This is a genomic window from Pseudomonas sp. HTZ2 (assembly GCF_033173945.1).
Taxonomy (GTDB): Bacteria; Pseudomonadota; Gammaproteobacteria; order Pseudomonadales; family Pseudomonadaceae; genus Aquipseudomonas; species Aquipseudomonas guariconensis.
This window is the reverse complement of record NZ_CP137332.1, coordinates 5,166,657-5,182,700: the sequence shown is the minus strand read 5'-3', so window position 1 is coordinate 5,182,700 and position 16,044 is coordinate 5,166,657. Positions and strand designations below refer to the sequence as shown.

Annotated in this window: 14 protein-coding genes and 3 pseudogenes; 5 read left to right on the top strand and 12 right to left on the bottom strand. The window is 54.4% G+C overall.

Annotated elements, in window-relative coordinates; genetic code table 11:
- The first annotated feature begins 4 nt into the window (after positions 1-4).
- On the top strand, positions 5-1,006 hold the full coding sequence (locus R6G97_RS24090; RefSeq protein ID WP_317847634.1) for an NADP-dependent oxidoreductase: 1,002 nt from the start codon (positions 5-7) through the stop codon (positions 1,004-1,006).
- Positions 1,007-1,132: 126 nt separating this feature from the next.
- Here the strand turns inward: R6G97_RS24090 and R6G97_RS24085 are convergent.
- Positions 1,133-1,258: pseudogene (locus tag R6G97_RS24085) on the bottom strand (orotidine-5'-phosphate decarboxylase); the annotation flags it as partial.
- A gap of 226 nt (positions 1,259-1,484) precedes the next feature.
- On the opposite strand from R6G97_RS24085, the gene R6G97_RS24080 reads away from it, so the two are divergent.
- A complete protein-coding gene (locus R6G97_RS24080) occupies positions 1,485-2,399 on the top strand; it encodes a glycosyltransferase (RefSeq protein ID WP_317847633.1) in 915 nt (304 codons plus the stop codon).
- Here the strand turns inward: R6G97_RS24080 and R6G97_RS24075 are convergent.
- On the bottom strand, positions 2,372-3,562 hold the full coding sequence (locus R6G97_RS24075; RefSeq protein WP_317847632.1) for an O-antigen ligase family protein: 1,191 nt from the start codon (positions 3,560-3,562) through the stop codon (positions 2,372-2,374). The two genes, R6G97_RS24080 and R6G97_RS24075, sit on opposite strands and share 28 nt — an antisense overlap.
- A gap of 151 nt (positions 3,563-3,713) precedes the next feature.
- Positions 3,714-4,415, bottom strand: a complete 702-nt coding sequence (gene pyrF, locus R6G97_RS24070) for an orotidine-5'-phosphate decarboxylase (protein ID WP_317847631.1) — start codon at positions 4,413-4,415, stop codon at positions 3,714-3,716.
- A gap of 183 nt (positions 4,416-4,598) precedes the next feature.
- On the opposite strand from pyrF, the gene R6G97_RS24065 reads away from it, so the two are divergent.
- Positions 4,599-4,766 (top strand): DUF2897 family protein, encoded by a 168-nt coding sequence (locus R6G97_RS24065; protein WP_317847630.1) that lies wholly within the window; start codon positions 4,599-4,601, stop codon positions 4,764-4,766.
- Between the two features lie 43 nt (positions 4,767-4,809).
- On the opposite strand, the gene R6G97_RS24060 is transcribed toward R6G97_RS24065, so the two are convergent.
- The 7 genes and pseudogenes from R6G97_RS24060 to R6G97_RS24030 all read right to left on the bottom strand — a co-directional run.
- Complete coding sequence (locus tag R6G97_RS24060; RefSeq protein ID WP_317847629.1) at positions 4,810-5,157, bottom strand: ComEA family DNA-binding protein; 348 nt, start codon at positions 5,155-5,157, stop codon at positions 4,810-4,812.
- 178 nt (positions 5,158-5,335) lie between these two features.
- Positions 5,336-7,330 (bottom strand): polysaccharide biosynthesis protein, encoded by a 1,995-nt coding sequence (locus R6G97_RS24055; protein ID WP_317847628.1) that lies wholly within the window; start codon positions 7,328-7,330, stop codon positions 5,336-5,338.
- Between the two features lie 135 nt (positions 7,331-7,465).
- Positions 7,466-8,485 carry an MraY family glycosyltransferase gene (locus R6G97_RS24050; RefSeq protein WP_317847627.1) on the bottom strand — a complete coding sequence of 340 codons (1,020 nt, stop codon included), beginning with the start codon at positions 8,483-8,485 and terminating at the stop codon, positions 7,466-7,468.
- A gap of 2 nt (positions 8,486-8,487) precedes the next feature.
- Positions 8,488-9,438, bottom strand: coding sequence for a UDP-glucose 4-epimerase family protein (locus tag R6G97_RS24045; protein WP_317847626.1), 951 nt, complete (start codon positions 9,436-9,438; stop codon positions 8,488-8,490).
- Positions 9,435-10,619: a glycosyltransferase family 4 protein gene (locus R6G97_RS24040; RefSeq protein ID WP_317847625.1), complete on the bottom strand. Its 1,185-nt coding sequence runs from the start codon at positions 10,617-10,619 to the stop codon at positions 9,435-9,437. The genes R6G97_RS24045 and R6G97_RS24040 overlap by 4 nt, the downstream gene beginning before the upstream one ends.
- Positions 10,620-10,621: 2 nt before the next feature.
- Positions 10,622-11,788, bottom strand: a complete 1,167-nt coding sequence (locus R6G97_RS24035) for an alginate lyase family protein (protein ID WP_317847624.1) — start codon at positions 11,786-11,788, stop codon at positions 10,622-10,624.
- A gap of 20 nt (positions 11,789-11,808) precedes the next feature.
- A pseudogene (locus R6G97_RS24030) lies at positions 11,809-11,913 on the bottom strand (IS3 family transposase); the annotation flags it as partial.
- Positions 11,914-11,915: 2 nt separating this feature from the next.
- On the opposite strand from R6G97_RS24030, the pseudogene R6G97_RS24025 reads away from it, so the two are divergent.
- Both R6G97_RS24025 and R6G97_RS24020 read left to right on the top strand, forming a co-directional pair.
- Positions 11,916-12,023: pseudogene (locus R6G97_RS24025) on the top strand (IS3 family transposase); the annotation flags it as partial.
- 224 nt (positions 12,024-12,247) lie between these two features.
- Positions 12,248-12,484: an SGNH hydrolase domain-containing protein gene (locus R6G97_RS24020; RefSeq protein WP_317847623.1), complete on the top strand. Its 237-nt coding sequence runs from the start codon at positions 12,248-12,250 to the stop codon at positions 12,482-12,484.
- Positions 12,485-12,522: 38 nt separating this feature from the next.
- Here R6G97_RS24020 and R6G97_RS24015 read toward each other — a convergent pair whose 3' ends face one another.
- Together R6G97_RS24015 and R6G97_RS24010 are read right to left on the bottom strand one after the other, a co-directional pair.
- Positions 12,523-15,162 (bottom strand): DUF3616 domain-containing protein, encoded by a 2,640-nt coding sequence (locus R6G97_RS24015; protein WP_317847622.1) that lies wholly within the window; start codon positions 15,160-15,162, stop codon positions 12,523-12,525.
- 216 nt (positions 15,163-15,378) lie between these two features.
- Positions 15,379-15,636 carry a DUF6124 family protein gene (locus R6G97_RS24010; RefSeq protein WP_234430005.1) on the bottom strand — a complete coding sequence of 86 codons (258 nt, stop codon included), beginning with the start codon at positions 15,634-15,636 and terminating at the stop codon, positions 15,379-15,381.
- Positions 15,637-16,044 lie beyond the last annotated feature (408 nt).

Sequence of the window (16,044 nt, the reverse complement as noted above, 5' to 3'; positions counted from 1 at the left end):
CGCCATGCCCCAGACCAACCGCCGCTTCCTGCTCAGCAAACGCCCCGTCGGCGCCGTGCGCCGCGACGACTTCACCTACGAGCAGGTCCCCGTCACCGAGCCCGCCGAAGGCCAAGTGCTGGTGAAAAACCTCTACCTGTCCCTGGACCCCGCCATGCGCGGCTGGATGAACGAAGGCAAGTCCTACATTGCCCCCGTCGCTCTCGGCCAGGTGATGCGCGCCCTGGGCGTCGGCGAAGTGATCGCCTCCCAGCACCCTGACTTCAAGCCCGGCGATCACGTCAACGGCCCGCTCGGTGTGCAGGACTACTTCGTTGGCGAGCCCCAAGGCCTGTACAAGATCGACCCACGCCTGGCCCCCCTGCCCCGCTCCCTCTCAGCCCTGGGCATGACCGGCATGACCGCCTACTTCGCCCTGCTCGACGTCGGCCAACCCAAGGCCGGTGAAACCGTCGTCCTCTCCGGCGCTGCCGGTGCCGTGGGCAGCATCGCCGGGCAAATCGCCAAACTCAAAGGCTGCCGCGTCGTCGGCATCGCCGGTGGCAAGGAGAAATGCCAGTACCTGAAGGACGAGCTCGGCTTTGACGGCGTCATCGACTACAAAGCCGAAGACGTCCTGGCCGGCCTCAAACGCGAATGCCCCAAAGGGGTGGACGTGTACTTCGACAACGTCGGCGGCGACATCCTCGACGCCGTGCTCAGCCGCCTGAACTTCAAGGCCCGCGTGGTCATCTGCGGCGCCATCAGCCAGTACAACAACAAGGAAGCCGTCAAAGGGCCGGCCAACTACCTGTCGCTGCTGGTCAACCGCGCGCGGATGGAAGGGTTCGTGGTGATGGATTACGCCAAGGAGTACGGCAAAGCCGCACAGGAGATCGCCGGGTGGCTGGCCAGTGGCGAGGTGAAGAGCAAGGAGGATGTAGTGGAGGGGTTGGAGACCTTCCCGGAGGCGCTGCTCAAGCTGTTCAGCGGAGAAAACTTCGGGAAGTTGGTGTTGAAGGTTTGAATCCAGCCTAAAAGCTGCGGCCCTGAGCCCGCTCCAACAGGTACGGCGGTGCTAGAGCACCACGAAAACCCTGTGGGGGCGGGTTCACCCGCGCAGGGCCGCACAGCAGCCCCACACGAGCGACTATCAGCCGCGAATCTCGGCCACAACGGCCGCCAACGCCTGCGCCGGGTCCGCCGCCTGGCTGATCGGACGCCCGATCACCAGGTAATCCGAACCCGCGTCCAGTGCCTGGCGCAGCACAAGGACCCGACACAAGCGTTTCTCTCCACCATCCGCAAACGCCTCCCACGAACGTAGCGCCCTAGACCAGCCGGCAAAACCTTGACACACTCCCACGCCTTCGACGCTAGGTTGGCGCTGCCTATCAAAATTTCTTTACCCGTCCACCGATGTTAAGATGAAATTACGCCGCTTTAGCTAGACTGAGCGTGACAAACCGCATATCTGCAGTCAGGTTTCAACCTAGGAATTGTTTATGGGTGCCGAACGTCACGATGTTTCTGATACACCTTTGGTGACAGTTATCATCGCGTCTTATAACCATGCACGCTATATCGAAGCAAGCATAGGAAGTGTGATTAATCAGACCTATTCAAACATCGAATTACTTGTTATCGATGATGGTTCAAAAGATGACAGCCCCTCGATATTGAAGCGTCTTCAGGAAGAATATGGTTTCGATTTAAGATTCCAAGCTAACAAAGGCCTTGCGCGCACACTTAATGAAGCGATTGAACGCGCACGTGGCGACCTGATTGTTCCATTCGGCTCTGATGACATCATGCTTCCCCACCGTATCGCTAGGCAGGTGGAGTACATGAAGGACAAGCCTGAAGTCGGTATCTGTTCTGCCAACATCGAGACCATTGACCAAGATGGCAACGTCATGGGCCCCCGCGAGCAGCGTAAGCGGCACTTACCGTTCCGTCGTCTCGATTTCGATGATCTCTTCCTAGATCGAAAACCAGGCCCAATGGCAGCGACGCTCATGCTGCGACGTGAGGCGCTGGAGAAGGTCGGAGGTTTCAATGCCAACATCAGACTGGAAGATGTTTATATTGAATTGGCAATTACTCATGCAGGTTACTACATCGACGTGCTTGGCGAAGTGCTGGCCCAATATCGTGACCACCCTAGTAATACGTTCAAGAATGGCCGCTTCATGGTGGACAACGTATTAAGAACGTACGAAGTTTTCCGAGACCACCCGAAATACGAACAAGTCTGCATGAATTTTCGTAACTCTATGGTGCTCAAGTACGCCAACCGTGACAAGGCACTGGCCCGGGAAATCCTTGCGGAAATCCCGGTCAAGTACTGGAACAAGAAAACTTTACGTGGTGTCTGGCGTTTGATGACTTGTCAAACGACTCGCTTGCGGGTCCAGTAAATTAACGATTGAGCATAAACCAAGGCCATTGGTATCCAGATCAGATACCAGTGTTCTTTCGGGCGTGACATGAAGGCGTTGCCTTCAGTCAGGCCCGACGCAAAACCAAATACAAGCCAAGTCGCCGCGAGGGTGACCATGGCATGTTTGCGGTGAACCCAGCTGAAATAGATCGCCAAACCATAGAGCGTCAACCAAAGCGTCAGGCCTACTATTCCGCCTGAATAGAGCACGCCCAGTTCAATGTTATGTGGGTCAGCCAAAGTCGTCGCCAACCCAGGAATGATCACCGTCATTGGTGTGTCGAAGCCATGACCCAGCCAAGGATGCTCACCGATCTGACGTAGCGATTCCATCCAAATAGCCGGACGATAGGACAATCCTCGCTGGGTAAAAGCCTCAGGGTGAGTGATTCCAATGCTAATAAGAATGAAAGCGACTGCCACCAACGCAATCAAACCGCGTCGACGGTCACCGACAATCAGAAGCCAGCCAAACGCAGCTGCCAATCCGATCAATGGTGTGCGTGAACCGGTTGCCAGAATAGCTGCCCCCAGCACCATCAAGCAAATGATCGGCAGTGGACTAATTGCGCTTCGAGCCTGAAACCATGATGCCAACCAGAATGCGGCAAATGCACCGAATACATGAGCAGTAAGTAGCGGATTGTAAAGCGCACCATAGCCGCTTAGACGCCATACAGAACTAGCCGAAAACTTGAAATAAATCAAGGAGAGGCCCGCCACTATTGCCGCAAAGATTGCCGCCAGCCACGTACCTTGTCTGAGAGACTCAGGGCACCGCATAATGATAATGCCAGCTGAAAAAAGTAGCATCGCTATATAAAGTGGTCGCTTTAATAAGCTGCTTATAGAATTATCTCCATCGGACCAAGCAAGACTCAACAGCATGTAACCACTAAACATCAAAAACGCAACAAACAGAGGGTTACTCGTCAGAGTTGCGAATAGTCGAGGTTGGAGCGCTAAAGCCAAGAACGTAGGCAAGGCCAGAAAAATATAAAACAGCTTGTGGTACACCGACCGGTCCCACGCCCAGAAAATCCCCGTCAGAACGACCACCCAGCCTAACGGCAACAGGTAGCCACTGATTACGCGTTCTAAACGTTGAGGCTTGGTTGTTAGCGGCATATCAATTGACATCAAACATAATCCAGATAAATGGCTGTTATATTCACCGCGCGATGCTCATCCAAAGCCGAGTCTGGTGCTGCTGAGGCCCTCCCCGGCACCAACAGCAACTACAACCATGATCATGGCACCGCTCGTTTCTGCAGATCACTATGCCAAAAAATCAGCTGCGGATCTCGGCCACAACTGCAGCCAATGCTTGCGCCGGATTGATCGCTTGACTGATTGGACGCCCGATCACCAGGTAGTCCGCCCCTGCATCCAGCGCTTGACTCGGTGTCAGAATCCGCCGCTGGTCATCCTGCGCACTGCCCGCCGGACGAATCCCCGGCGTCACCAGTTGCAGCGACGGATGCGCCGCCTTCAGCGCCGGCGCCTCGAGCGCCGAGCACACCAGCCCGTCCATCCCCGCCTTCTCCGCCAACGCCGCCAGACGCAGCACCTGCTCCTGCGGATCCACATCCAGGCCGATCCCTGCCAAGTCCTCGCGCTCCATGCTGGTCAGCACCGTCACGCCAATCAACAACGGCTGTGGACCACTGCGCTTGGCCAACACCTCGCGGCACGCCGACATCATGCGCAGGCCACCGGAACAATGCACATTGACCATCCACACCCCCATCTCGGCTGCGGCCTTCACTGCCATCGCCGTGGTGTTGGGGATATCGTGGAACTTAAGGTCCAGGAACACCTCAAAGCCCTTCTCGCACAGGGTCTCGACGATCCCCGAAGCGCTGCTGGTGAACAGTTCCTTGCCGACCTTCACCCGGCACAGCGCCGGATCGAGTTGGTCAGCCAGCTTCAAGGCGGCCTCACGGGTAGGGAAATCCAGGGCAACGATCAGGGGCGTCTGGCAGGCGGACATGGACAGAGTCTCTTGGCAAGTCGAAAACGGCGCGCATTGTAAACGATGTGGACCAGGCTTTGGGGCCCACGGGTCATGAGAATTGGCCCGGCACCCGGTTCCTCCTATAATTGAACCAATGGAAGCGACAACCGCTCGAACCTAAGCAAGCGTTTGCCATCCATGGTCTACAAGGAGAACGTCATGCCCTGGTATGCCTGGTTGATACTGATCATAGCCCTTGGCTCGATCGTCGGCGGGTTGATGCTGCTGCGCGATACGGCAAAGAAATTGCCTTTGACCGAAGAGCAGTTGAAGAAGATCCACGAGCGCAATGCCGAGGCGGATGCCAAGGATTCGCAGGATCGTTGATGCTTGATGGCCGACCCTGGCGGATCGGCCACTCCCCTACTGGTTACTCTGTCACGACCAGCTTGTCGCGGTTGCGCTCCAGCAGCGCGTTGCCGATGCCCTTGATTTCCAGCAGTTCATCTACCGATGCGAACGGGCCGTTGGCCTCGCGATAGGCCACGATCGCCTCGGCCTTGGCCCGGCCGATTCCGTTGAGCTCCCGTTGTAGTGTTGGGGCATCTGCAGTATTGAGATCAATTTTTACGGGTTGCAGGTTGGAGGAGGCTCTCATCACCTTAGGTGTCGTAAGTTCTGTGGCGGGTGCTGCAGAAGGGTTGTGAGCGGCGCTTAGAGAGAAAGACAGACCAGTGAAAAGGGGGAGGACAAGATAGGAAAGGATGGTGTTACGCATGGGGGCACTCCTGTGAGATACGGTTTTAGAAGACAGCGTTTCCGTTGCTGCCAAAATAAAACTAATGGATCTGCAGAGGTCAGGGAAGCCTTTTAAAAATTTAATCATTACAGAATTCAACAGCTGACAGCATAAATGCCGTCAGCCGTAAGAAAAAAGAAAGACACCTATCAGATTGTCAGTGCTCTGAGCGCTTCTGCTGATAGACCCAATCGACAATCTCACCATCCGGAGAGTAGCCGCTTACAGTTTCGCGGAGCAACTGACGCACGCGCTTAAAGTCGTCTTTGGAAACTGCCGCAAGCAATTCTGTCAAGCGTTCTTTGAGCGATTCCCATTCAAGATAATCCTCGCTTGCAGTCATAATCATCGGGTGCCTTGTGGGTGCAACATTATCCCCAATTAACAACTCCTCGTAGAGCTTTTCCCCTGGCCGCAGGCCAGTAAACTCTATAGCTATATCTCCATGAGGGTTCTGTTCTGAGCGCACGCTCAAGCCTGATAAATGAATTAACTTCTCCGCCAACGTCGCGATAGGGACAGGCGACCCCATATCCAGAACAAATACATCCCCCCCCTGCCCCATTGACCCCGCCTGAATTACAAGCTGGGCTGCTTCGGGAATAGTCATAAAATAGCGGGTAATCTTGGGATGGGTGACTGTCAAAGGGCCACCGGCCTTTATCTGCTTGTAGAATAGCGGAATTACTGAGCCCGACGAGCCGAGTACATTGCCAAAACGTACCATCGTAAATCGTGTCTTATTAACTGTAGCAAAATTTTCAGAGTCACCAAATAATACAGGTGCAGCTTCGCGACTCAAGGCTTGCAACGTCATTTCAGCCAGACGCTTGGTGCTACCCATAATATTGGTCGGTCGCACAGCTTTATCTGTCGAGATGAGTACAAAATTAGAAACACCTGCCTGCAGTGCAGCCTCTGCTGTATTTAATGTCCCTATCACATTATTGAGCACACCCTCCGCAATATTATGCTCAACCATAGGAACGTGCTTATATGCAGCTGCGTGATATATTGTATCCACACGCCACATAACCATCGTGCCACGCAAATGCCTCTGATTACGAATGGAACCTAAGAACGGCACCACTCGAACTGGTAATGACTCCCTTGTAACACGCGCCTCCAACTCACCATAGATATTATACAAATTGAATTCGCTATGCTCAAATAGGAGGAGCACAGTAGGCTTCAACGATAGGATCTGGCGACATAGCTCGGAACCAATCGACCCTCCCGCCCCGGTAACCATTACCGTTTTTCCATTAACACAATGAGCTAACAAGTCTTCTTGTGCAGGGACGGCATCACGCCCTAACAAATCTGCAATATCAACTTCCTGAATATCATCAACCTTAACTTTACCGCTAGCTAAATCCATGAAACTAGGAATACTGCGTACATGCAAAGGAAAGTTCTCAAGATATCCTAGCACCTCTCGACGACGAGCGCGGCTACTGGACGGAATAGCCAGCAACACCTGTTCTGCTCCCGTGAGATCGATCATTTTCTGGATGTCTTTGGCGTGAAATACCTGCAGGCCAGCTATCACCCTATCGGAGACGCCTTCATCATCGTCTATGAATGCCACTGGACGCATATCACGCCCAAGCCTAAGCGCCGCAAGTAACTGATTGCCTGCCGCGCCGGCCCCATAGATAGCAACTTTAGGCAAGCCATTGTCACGAGTCCTGAATGGAACATGCTGGTTCGCAATAAACCAATCGCCAAGAAAAAATTGTCTCATGATCAGGCGGACCCCGCCTATCATAATCAAACTCAACCACCAGTAGTTAAAAATGATTGAGCGAGGCACGACCGCCGTGTGACTGCCATACCAGTAAACGATAAGTGCCAATAGGAGCGCAGAGAGGCTAACAGCCTTGACGATGGTAATCAGCGCGTCGTTACCAAAATAACGCATTACCGCGCGATACATACCGAAACGGATAAAAATAGGGATGCTGGTCAATGGTGCAGCCGAGAAAAGCCATAGATGACGCTCAATAGGATTGATCATGTCATCGACCCCAAGTCGCACGACGAATGCCAGCCATAGCGCTAACCAGACCAACACAAGATCAGCGCAGACCTGCAGCCCCCGCTTGTAACGGCGAGGTAATCCAAGCATGCGTGCTCTTAATTTATCCATAATCTAAGTAAATCCTCACCTTTTCAAGACGTGGGCGTTATTCGAAATATTACCCTTTTCTGCTCTAGAAAGAAGCAGTTTCCAATTGGCCTCATCCTGACCGCAATCTTCATCTTTCATGGTAAACACACCAACTCACTTAGGTGTTTCAACCTCGCCAGCTCGATACTTAATCGCTAGCAACAACAATGGGACATAGGCAATAAGAATACCTATGATGCCATCTATCAAGCCTAGCGCAACGCAAACCGCCAACGGCAAAAGCCAGACGACGTTGATCACTAAGACAGCGAGGGTCACTGGCAGGTGACCTCCGTGCTGACGAGAAGCAAATTGATAAGCGTGACTGCGATGAGCTTCATAAACCTTTACGCCGCGCATGAGTCGACGCATCAAGGTAAACGTAGCATCAACCACGAAAACCCCTAGTAAGATCAACCACGCCCAAAGCAACTGGGGTGCAGTCCATGCCGCTTGTAGGGAGAGGAGTCCCAAGATGATCCCAAGAAATCCGCTTCCTGCATCTCCCATGAAAATACGCGCGGGAGGAAAATTCCAATATAGAAAGCCGAACACAGCCGAAGCTAACAATAGAGGAATATACGAATTTTCTTCTCGACCGATCAGCGCATATAACAAAGCACCCCCTAAGCAGACGCAAATAGCCTCTACACTGGCGATACCATCTATACCATCCATGAAATTATATAAGTTAAGCAACCAGACTAGATAAATTGCAGCGACTACTTGCCCTGCGACGCCTAGATCAACATCAACTCCAAACACTTTAAGCGAGGGTAATCCTCCTATCCAGACTAAAGCCCAGATAGATGCTGCAAAGTGGCACAGCAAGCGCCAGCGAGCTGCGATATGACCATGATCATCAAGAAAGCCGAGAATAGCAATACACGCTCCAGCACCAACAAGGGACCAGGTAATAGACCACATCACCAAGCCAGCCACTGACAATAATGGCAGCGATAGCAGAAAGCTCAAAACAATCGCCCCCCCCCCGCCACGGGGAGTAGGTATTGTATGAGAGCTCCGGTCATTAGGCATATCTATCAAACTATGCGATAGCGCATACCGCCGAATTCCACCAGTTAATAATGTCGAAAACGCGGCAACCAAAGGCAAGCAAAACCAAAAATCCATCGCTATCGACGCTCCAAGAAATTACGGGCAGTTTTGCTCAAAGCCTGATCCACACTCATTGGCGGTGTCCAACCTAGCAATAAGCGGGTCTTCTGTATATCTACCTGCAACGAGCCACAGAGACGTTGCGCAACAGCTGACTTACCAAACAAACGTGCTATAAGAATCAATATCCAAGCGGGAACTGGTATCAAATGAGCCCGTCTACCAAGTGCATTTGCGGTGCGTTGCAACAATTGGGTAGTGGACAAGTCCTCGCCATCACTGACCAAAAAAATTTGATTAGCCGCAGCCGGATGCAGCACACATATAGAAATAAGATCAACCAAATTATCTAAAGCAACCATACTGCGTTTATTGTGAATTGCTCCAAATGGTAATGGAATCCCTCTTTCCAGCCATCCCATCATACTTAAGAAATTTGCTTTAACGCCCGGTCCATAGACCAAAACAGGACGTATAATTGCTACCTCCATACCACTGACGTCGGCCAAAGCAAGTAATTGCTCTTCTGCCTCCCTTTTGGAGATCCCATATGGATCCAAAGGTGAAACTACGCTATCTGCGAAAAACAACTTTCCTGGCAGAGTGCCTTCTCCATTCACCTTGATCGAACTAATGAATACGAACCTCTTTACTCCCACCCGAGCCGCGCTTCGAGCAAGATTAAGTGTGCCCTCCACATTCACTCGCCGAAACTCGCTCAATGGATCCTGCGACTGTTCATTCATCACGTGCACACGAGCCGCACAGTGCACCACCACATCCTGTCTTTCTAAGGCCGTAGACCAATCGTGATCCTCTAGCTGGTCAAATTTGACCACCTCAATATCATCGAAATCGCCTGGACTATTTCTTCGTACTGCTGCTCGCAGTCGATGCCCGTCCTGTAACAAGCGCCTTGCCACGGCGCGCCCAACAAAACCCGTGATACCTGTGAGGAGAATATTCATATAGATGTACTTTGTTTGAGCAAAATTATGTCCCGCGCCAAAGCCTGCATGATGTTAGCTCGGGAAAAATTCTTGACAAACTCAGGTCGCGGAGCTGTCATCATATCCAGTGATGCAAATGAACGCTCAGCTTCATCGACATTACAGGGGCTGAAAACTACAGCATTTGAAATATACTCATGAATAAATTCTGCTGAGTAGCCTGCGACCCCCGCCCATATTGGCTTCCCTAAAGCAGCATACTCAAACAATTTTGAGGGTAATACCTTGCGAAATGCACCGTAATCATTTAAATGCAAAAACAGCACATCAGCCTCTTGATAAGCTGATATCAAATCAGCTCGACAAATCGGCGGTACTATTTCGACATTTGTCACACCAGAACTATCAAGAGCTTGCTCTAGACGTTTTTTTCGTCCGCCATCCCCTATACATAGAAATCTTAAGCGCCCCTCGTAACGCTTAGCGAGCGAAGGAATAATGGAATGTAATCCCTGCCCCTCGCCAATATTACCAGCATATAATACCGTCAAGATTCTTTCTTGACTTTCATAAGCTTGCGAAGGTTGAGCCTCAAGAAACTCATTATCAATACCATTTGTAAATACAACAAAACTACCTTTAGGGTATCGTGATTGAAAGTACGGTAGAAATCCAGCCGAAACAACATTCACTCGACTGGCAGCACGAATTGTGAGGCTCTCCACCAAAGAAAATACTGGCTTGAGCAACCAACTAAACTTGGCCGGCAGTACATCCTTAATAGTATCAACAAAAATATCTCGGATATCTAGGTACAATGGGCAACCTATACGCCTTGCGACAACAGCCCCTAACGAAGCCGTCATCAATCGAGACGAAGTAGCGTAAACTAAATCATATCTTTGACTGCCTACTATACCTATAACGCGCCTCGCATACCCAAGAAATGCGCGAGACTGATCCAGCATGCCACTGTTGTGATGCGATAACGGTACGCGATGAATTGTTAGCCGCGATAGTTGCTCCTGAAAGGGTGCTTCCAAGGAAAAGCTACTATAACGATTAGGCTGAGTCGTGATTACCTCCAGGCTGGCGTTAGCAGGTAATCGATCAAGCAACGCTCGCACCAAGGCCGTAGTGCGGAAAGACCCTGCCGATAGGTCCGGTTGAAAGTAAAAACTAAGCAACAAAATTCTCACGTTCAACTCCAGCGAATACGAGTAAGTAAGGAATTTTTAGTAAATACAGCCTCAATACATTGATTATCTAGTGAAAGCCCAAATTCCGGGTGCCAGGTAGACGCCATCAATGTGACTCGATCGGCCCCTTGAAGTTCTATGTATGCCTTATCACGCCCCCCTATATCTATTACAAAAGCACCATCTACCTGTTGAATTTTTATATCAGGATGAAGATATAGGCGAGCAACTGATGTAGTTTGCCTGCCGACTACCTTATCGACAATTTCAAGTTCATCACTTGTAAATTTCCACTGACGATGATGCACCGGCCTTCCAGGAAGATGACGGTATCCGTCGTGACTTGCATGAATAATAATTGACCCCTGTTGCACATCAAATCGTTGAACCATAGGCCGAGCACGTCTTGCTACACGAAATCCAGCCCAAACCTCTGAAGAGTTATGTCCGTCTACCTCAACAGTACTATGTGCAGCTGTACTCCGCTGCCTGTGGCGTTCCAAATCTTCGCCATATTGAGATGTTCCAGAATTTACAATTAAACGGCGACCGAACACACTCAGCTCGAAACTCAAGGTATCCGCATGTGCATGTCCTGGCTGATAGTCTGGACCTACCGACGCCACATCCAACAGGGCTTTGACTCTATTACAAGGTACCACAGCCACATAACCACTAGCTGCATTGAATATCGCTTTTTGCTGAGAAAGTACTGGAGGGTACACACCAAGTTTTTTGGCGTACTCCAAAATCTTAGAGTACTCCGGAGCTATACCGAAAGCTGCGTCATTAAAAAAAGCGATTCTGCCATCAGGGTGAAGCATACTTTCGAGCCAATGCAGCCCACGTGCTAAAATGCTGCTCCAAAGAGACAAGCGCTCTGACAAAGCAGCTACTCCGGAACAGCGAGCAAGGTTTATCAAATCGCATACATCCCAAAGCATTGTCGCGTGGTACATAGGTGACAACTCGAAATGCGCCCCATCTTGCAAGAACTGCTCAGGAATCTCACGATCAAGAATTCGCAACCCCTGAATCAGCCAGCGGTCAGCGAACGCACCATCCAGATATGTTCCGGCAAACACCAAGGCTTTCCCATTAGAAAAGAGATGATTTCCCAGTATGTGGTACTCAATTTGCTGCGATAGAGCGTCAGCTTGTTGCCCCAAACTGAATCGCCCCTGGTTTTCTAGACACTCTCCAAGCTCAGGAAATAGCGTTTCTCATACTCTACTGGAGACAGCTGCATAGCACTGCTGTGTCGGCGTTTAGGGTTATAGAACATCTCGATGTAATGATTACATCGAGATGTTCTATAACCCTAAACGCCGACACAGCAGTGCTATGCAGCTGTCTCCAGTAGAGTATGAGAAACGCTATTTCCTGAGCTTGGAGAGTGTCTAGAAAACCAGGGGCGATTCATTATTCCATGGGAGATGTCTGCGTGTCGAGGATGATGTGAGGCCACGCGCCATCAGGACGTTATCAGCATGAGCTAACCCTAGGTCACTTGTGAGTCCTGAAGACCCGGCTGAAACTTTTTTCGCGGGCGCGAAAATTCCCCTCCTTCAGGTGAATCGTGTCGGATCTCGTAGACTTGATCGCGAAGCGGCCGGCAAGGTCGTAGCGTGCCGCGTGGACAGATGGAAACCTACCGCCGCCCGGTGACCGACCTTCTTGGACGGCTGGCCAGCCAGATGCCGGCGGTGCGCGTCTGGGACCCGCTGCCCACCCTGTGCCCCGGCCAGAACTGCCAGGTCGAAGACCAGGGCCGGCCGCTGTTCTACGACGCCGACCATGTCAGCGGCTACGGCAACATGCGCCTGGCCCCGGACCTCCAGCGCTTCATCCAGGGTCTGCTATAAGCCAACCAAGGCGTGGCCATGAACCTGTAGGCGCGGCTTCACTGTTCCAGCGGCTGCCCCACCAGGGTAATGGCCACGCCGGGTGAACCCACCGAGTTGGCGTCGCCGCTCTGCGCATAGGCGCCGAGGGTGTCGGTCTTGGCGGCGGTGTAGTGCGGGTCGCTGGTCGAGGTCTGGTCCCACACCGCCGAATAACCCGCCTGCGCGGCACCGAAGGCCACGCCGGCATGGCTGGCGGCCTTGACGCTGCCGCTGCTGATCGCCGCGGTCGCAATCAACGTGCCGTCGGCCTCGAAGCTACTGGTGCCATAGTTGAAGGCCGTCGCCACGTTGCCGTTCTGGTCGTAGATCACCACCGCATCGCCCTTGCCCAGGCCCGGGCCGTCGACGCTGATGACATGGCTGGCGTCGGTCAGCCCCCAGGCATTGAGGAAGGCCGCATAGTCGGCGCTTTTCACCGAGGCGATCACCAGGGTCTTGCCGGCCTCCAGGGTCAGGTTGCCGCCCAGCGACACCCCCGAGGCGAAGGTCTTGTTGTCCGAGTCAGTGAAGCGCCAGTTCGACAGGTCGATGCTGCTGCCGTAGTTGTACAGCTCGATGAAATCCCCGCCGCTGGCGTTGGAATTCACTTCGCTGATCAACAGGTTGTAATGCGGCGTCTGGCCGGTCTGGAAGCTGAGGCTCTGCGCGGCGATGGCATTGCCGTAATGGTCGACCACCGCACCGGCCTGCAGCTCGACGCTGTACTGGGTGCCGGCCACCAGCTTGGCGGAAGGCAACAACTGCACCTGGTTGTAATCCACCTTCAGGTGGCTGGCATCGAAACTCTGCAGCACCGTGCCGGTGCCATCCTTGAGCACAATGCTGCCGCTGCCCAGCTGCACGCCTTCATCGAAGGTCAGGGTGATGCTGGTGGTGTTCTTCGACACCTCGGTGGCGGCATTGGCCGGGGTGCTGGCCACCAGCTTGGGTGCCGTGGTGTCGGTCAAGGGCTGGCCGAGGGTCACCAGGTTGCTCTTGAACTGCTGGTCGGCGGGGGCCAAGTCCTTGGACATCTGGCTCTGCCCTGGCCACAGCGTGTCGCCGTTGTCCTGCAGCAACAGCACCTGGGTGCCGGGCTTGATGCTGGCCGGCGAGGCGATCGACTCGAAGCTGCCGCCGGTGGCCTTGAGCAACGCATCCAGGTCGTTGTTCAGTTGCACCGGTTGGTGCGTGGCGTTGCCGTCCCAGGTGAACAGACGAAAATCGTTGGGCACCAGATCGCTGGCGCTGCCTGAAGGCCCGGCGATGATCAGATAGCCACTGCTGTCGGCAGCCTTGTCGATGGAACGGATACCGCGCCCGCCCAGGTTCAGCTCGATGGCGCTGAAGACCGGCGCCACGCTGCTGTCGGCCAGTACCTGGGTGTAATTGTTCACCGCCACGATCAGCGCCTTGTCACGCGTGCCGCTGTCCAGCTGCGGGGCGCGAAAGCCCAGCCACAGCGCGCTGTCGTCTGGCGAGGCGGTCAGGCCCTCGATGGAAAAGCCGTTGGTGTTCTCCGGCGCGATACCGGCGCCGGCCGAGGTGGCGAAACCGTAGTAGCCCGCGGCCTTGCCATCGGCGCCAGCGGCGTCCCAGGCGCTCAGCGCAGCGACCAGGCCGGTGTATTTATCGGTGGTGACCGCCAACTGCGGCTGGCCATTCACCGTGGTGATCTTCAGCGCGGTGATCACCTCACGGCCCGGCGCTTCCTGGCCCTTCTTGTTGTTGCTGTGCGAGCCGGTGAGGTACAGGATGTCGCCGACCAGGGTCATGGCCTCGAAGTCCATCTCGTCGCTCAGCCCCAGGGCCGTGCCGTAGTCGAACTCGCTCAGCGCGGCGCCGCCGGTTTTCTCGTAGATCCGCACCACGTTGGACTCGTCATCGCCGACGATCAGGTAATTGCCCCAGCTCACCACCCCCGAGGCATCGGACGAACCGAAGGCGCTGCCGACCTGGGGCTTGAAGGTGAACTCGGTGGGTTGCGGGGTCACCGGCGTGGTCGGCGTAGACGTGGCCGGGTCGCCGTTGCTGATCAGGTTGCCGGCCAGGCTGTTGATCAGCTCGACGCTGCTCTGCGTGCCCTTGGCCTGCAGCGCGCTGTTGAGTTCGGCAGTGCTCGGCGAACGGCCCAGCACGCCCTGGTAAGTCAGCACCACCTGGGCCTTTTCGCTGGTGACGCGCTGGCCTTCTGCCGATGCGGTGAAGGACGCCAGCAGGCTGGCCGGGCTGCTGCCATTGGCGGCCTGTTCGACCCAATAGGCCAGGCCGCCGGCGTCCGGTGCGCGGCCCAGGGTGTTCTGGTACAGCGCGGTAATGAACTGCGTGCTCGACGTACCCGCCACGCTGGCGAACTCGCTGGACTGGGCGAAGGCCTGGGTCACGTCGCTCAACGACAGGCCGCCCTGCATCTGCGCCACCCAGTACTGCAGGCCGCCGGTGTCCGGTGTGCGGCCGAAGGCGGCCTGGTACAGCGCAATGATCGGCTGCACCACGGCCTGCGCTTCGGCCGAGGTGGTGAAGCTGCTGACCACCTCCGCCAGCTGGATCTGCCCGCTCTCGACCTGTGCCTGCCAATAAGCCAGGCCACCGGCATCCGGCTCACGGCCCAGGATGTTCTTGTAAAAGGCGGTGATCGACTCGCGGAGGGTGGCCATGAAGGTAAGTACTCGGTATCAGAAGGGATACGCGACCCTACCAACGCAGTTTGACGAAATGGTGACCGAGGCGCTCCGGGCTGTTGGAGCGGGGCTTTGTAGGCGCGAGCCAGCTCGCTCCAACGGATTGCGGGGGCTTTGTAGGAGCGAGCTTGCTCGCGAAAGGCCGCAACACCGAACCAGACCTTTTCGCGAGCCAGCTCGTGCCAACAGGGTTCAGGCCTTTAGCCCCTCCTCGGGCTCGACCGCCGGCACCGACCATTGGTCCAAGGCCTGGTTGAGGGCCAGTTGCGCCTGGGTAATCAGGTGCAGGCTGGCCATGGCCAGGTGACGCGGCGGGCCTTGCAGGCCTTCGGCGCTTTCATAGGCCGTGGCGGTGGCGCAGTTGAGCAGCTCGACGGCGTGGGCCACGCGGCATTCGAGCAGGACGAGGGAGGATTCGTGGGAGGGTGGATCGGGGACGATCTTTTTCATGGCTACAACTCCTGATCATTCAAGGAGCCGCTTCCGTTCCTACCAAAGAACAGGGTGGCGGCCGTGCAGCAGGTTGGTAGACCGGTGATCAGGCAAACCGGCGCGTCCGAAGACGCCAAGCGCACGGCCACCATAAATGAAAGGCCATGAAGGCCTTTAAAAGAAGTGGCGCATTGCACCGGATCACAGCGGGCTACCAAACCCGATCGCTGAATTGGCAGCGACCGGCGCAGACTAGACAGCCGCATATGCAGGCGCAAGGCGCTGGAATTCTCTCGGAAATGTCCTGCAAGAGAAAGAGAGGCGTCTTGCAATCATGGCCCCATAGGCGCGGATTGCAGGTTTTTTTGTGAGAGCGAGCTTGCTCGCGAAAGGCCGCAACACCGCGCCAGACCTTTTCGCGAGCAA

What these genes read in the sequence shown, in the direction of transcription:
- R6G97_RS24090 (WP_317847634.1), top strand. Translation starts at nt 5, where the DNA reads ATGCCCCAGACCAACCGCCGCTTCCTGCTCAGCAAACGCCCCGTCGGC.
- R6G97_RS24080 (WP_317847633.1), top strand. Translation starts at nt 1,485, where the DNA reads ATGGGTGCCGAACGTCACGATGTTTCTGATACACCTTTGGTGACAGTT.
- R6G97_RS24075 (WP_317847632.1), bottom strand. Translation starts at nt 3,562, where the DNA reads ATGTCAATTGATATGCCGCTAACAACCAAGCCTCAACGTTTAGAACGC.
- pyrF (WP_317847631.1), bottom strand. Translation starts at nt 4,415, where the DNA reads ATGTCCGCCTGCCAGACGCCCCTGATCGTTGCCCTGGATTTCCCTACC.
- R6G97_RS24065 (WP_317847630.1), top strand. Translation starts at nt 4,599, where the DNA reads ATGCCCTGGTATGCCTGGTTGATACTGATCATAGCCCTTGGCTCGATC.
- R6G97_RS24060 (WP_317847629.1), bottom strand. Translation starts at nt 5,157, where the DNA reads ATGCGTAACACCATCCTTTCCTATCTTGTCCTCCCCCTTTTCACTGGT.
- R6G97_RS24055 (WP_317847628.1), bottom strand. Translation starts at nt 7,330, where the DNA reads ATGGATAAATTAAGAGCACGCATGCTTGGATTACCTCGCCGTTACAAG.
- R6G97_RS24050 (WP_317847627.1), bottom strand. Translation starts at nt 8,485, where the DNA reads ATGGATTTTTGGTTTTGCTTGCCTTTGGTTGCCGCGTTTTCGACATTA.
- R6G97_RS24045 (WP_317847626.1), bottom strand. Translation starts at nt 9,438, where the DNA reads ATGAATATTCTCCTCACAGGTATCACGGGTTTTGTTGGGCGCGCCGTG.
- R6G97_RS24015 (WP_317847622.1), bottom strand. Translation starts at nt 15,162, where the DNA reads ATGGCCACCCTCCGCGAGTCGATCACCGCCTTTTACAAGAACATCCTG.
- R6G97_RS24010 (WP_234430005.1), bottom strand. Translation starts at nt 15,636, where the DNA reads ATGAAAAAGATCGTCCCCGATCCACCCTCCCACGAATCCTCCCTCGTC.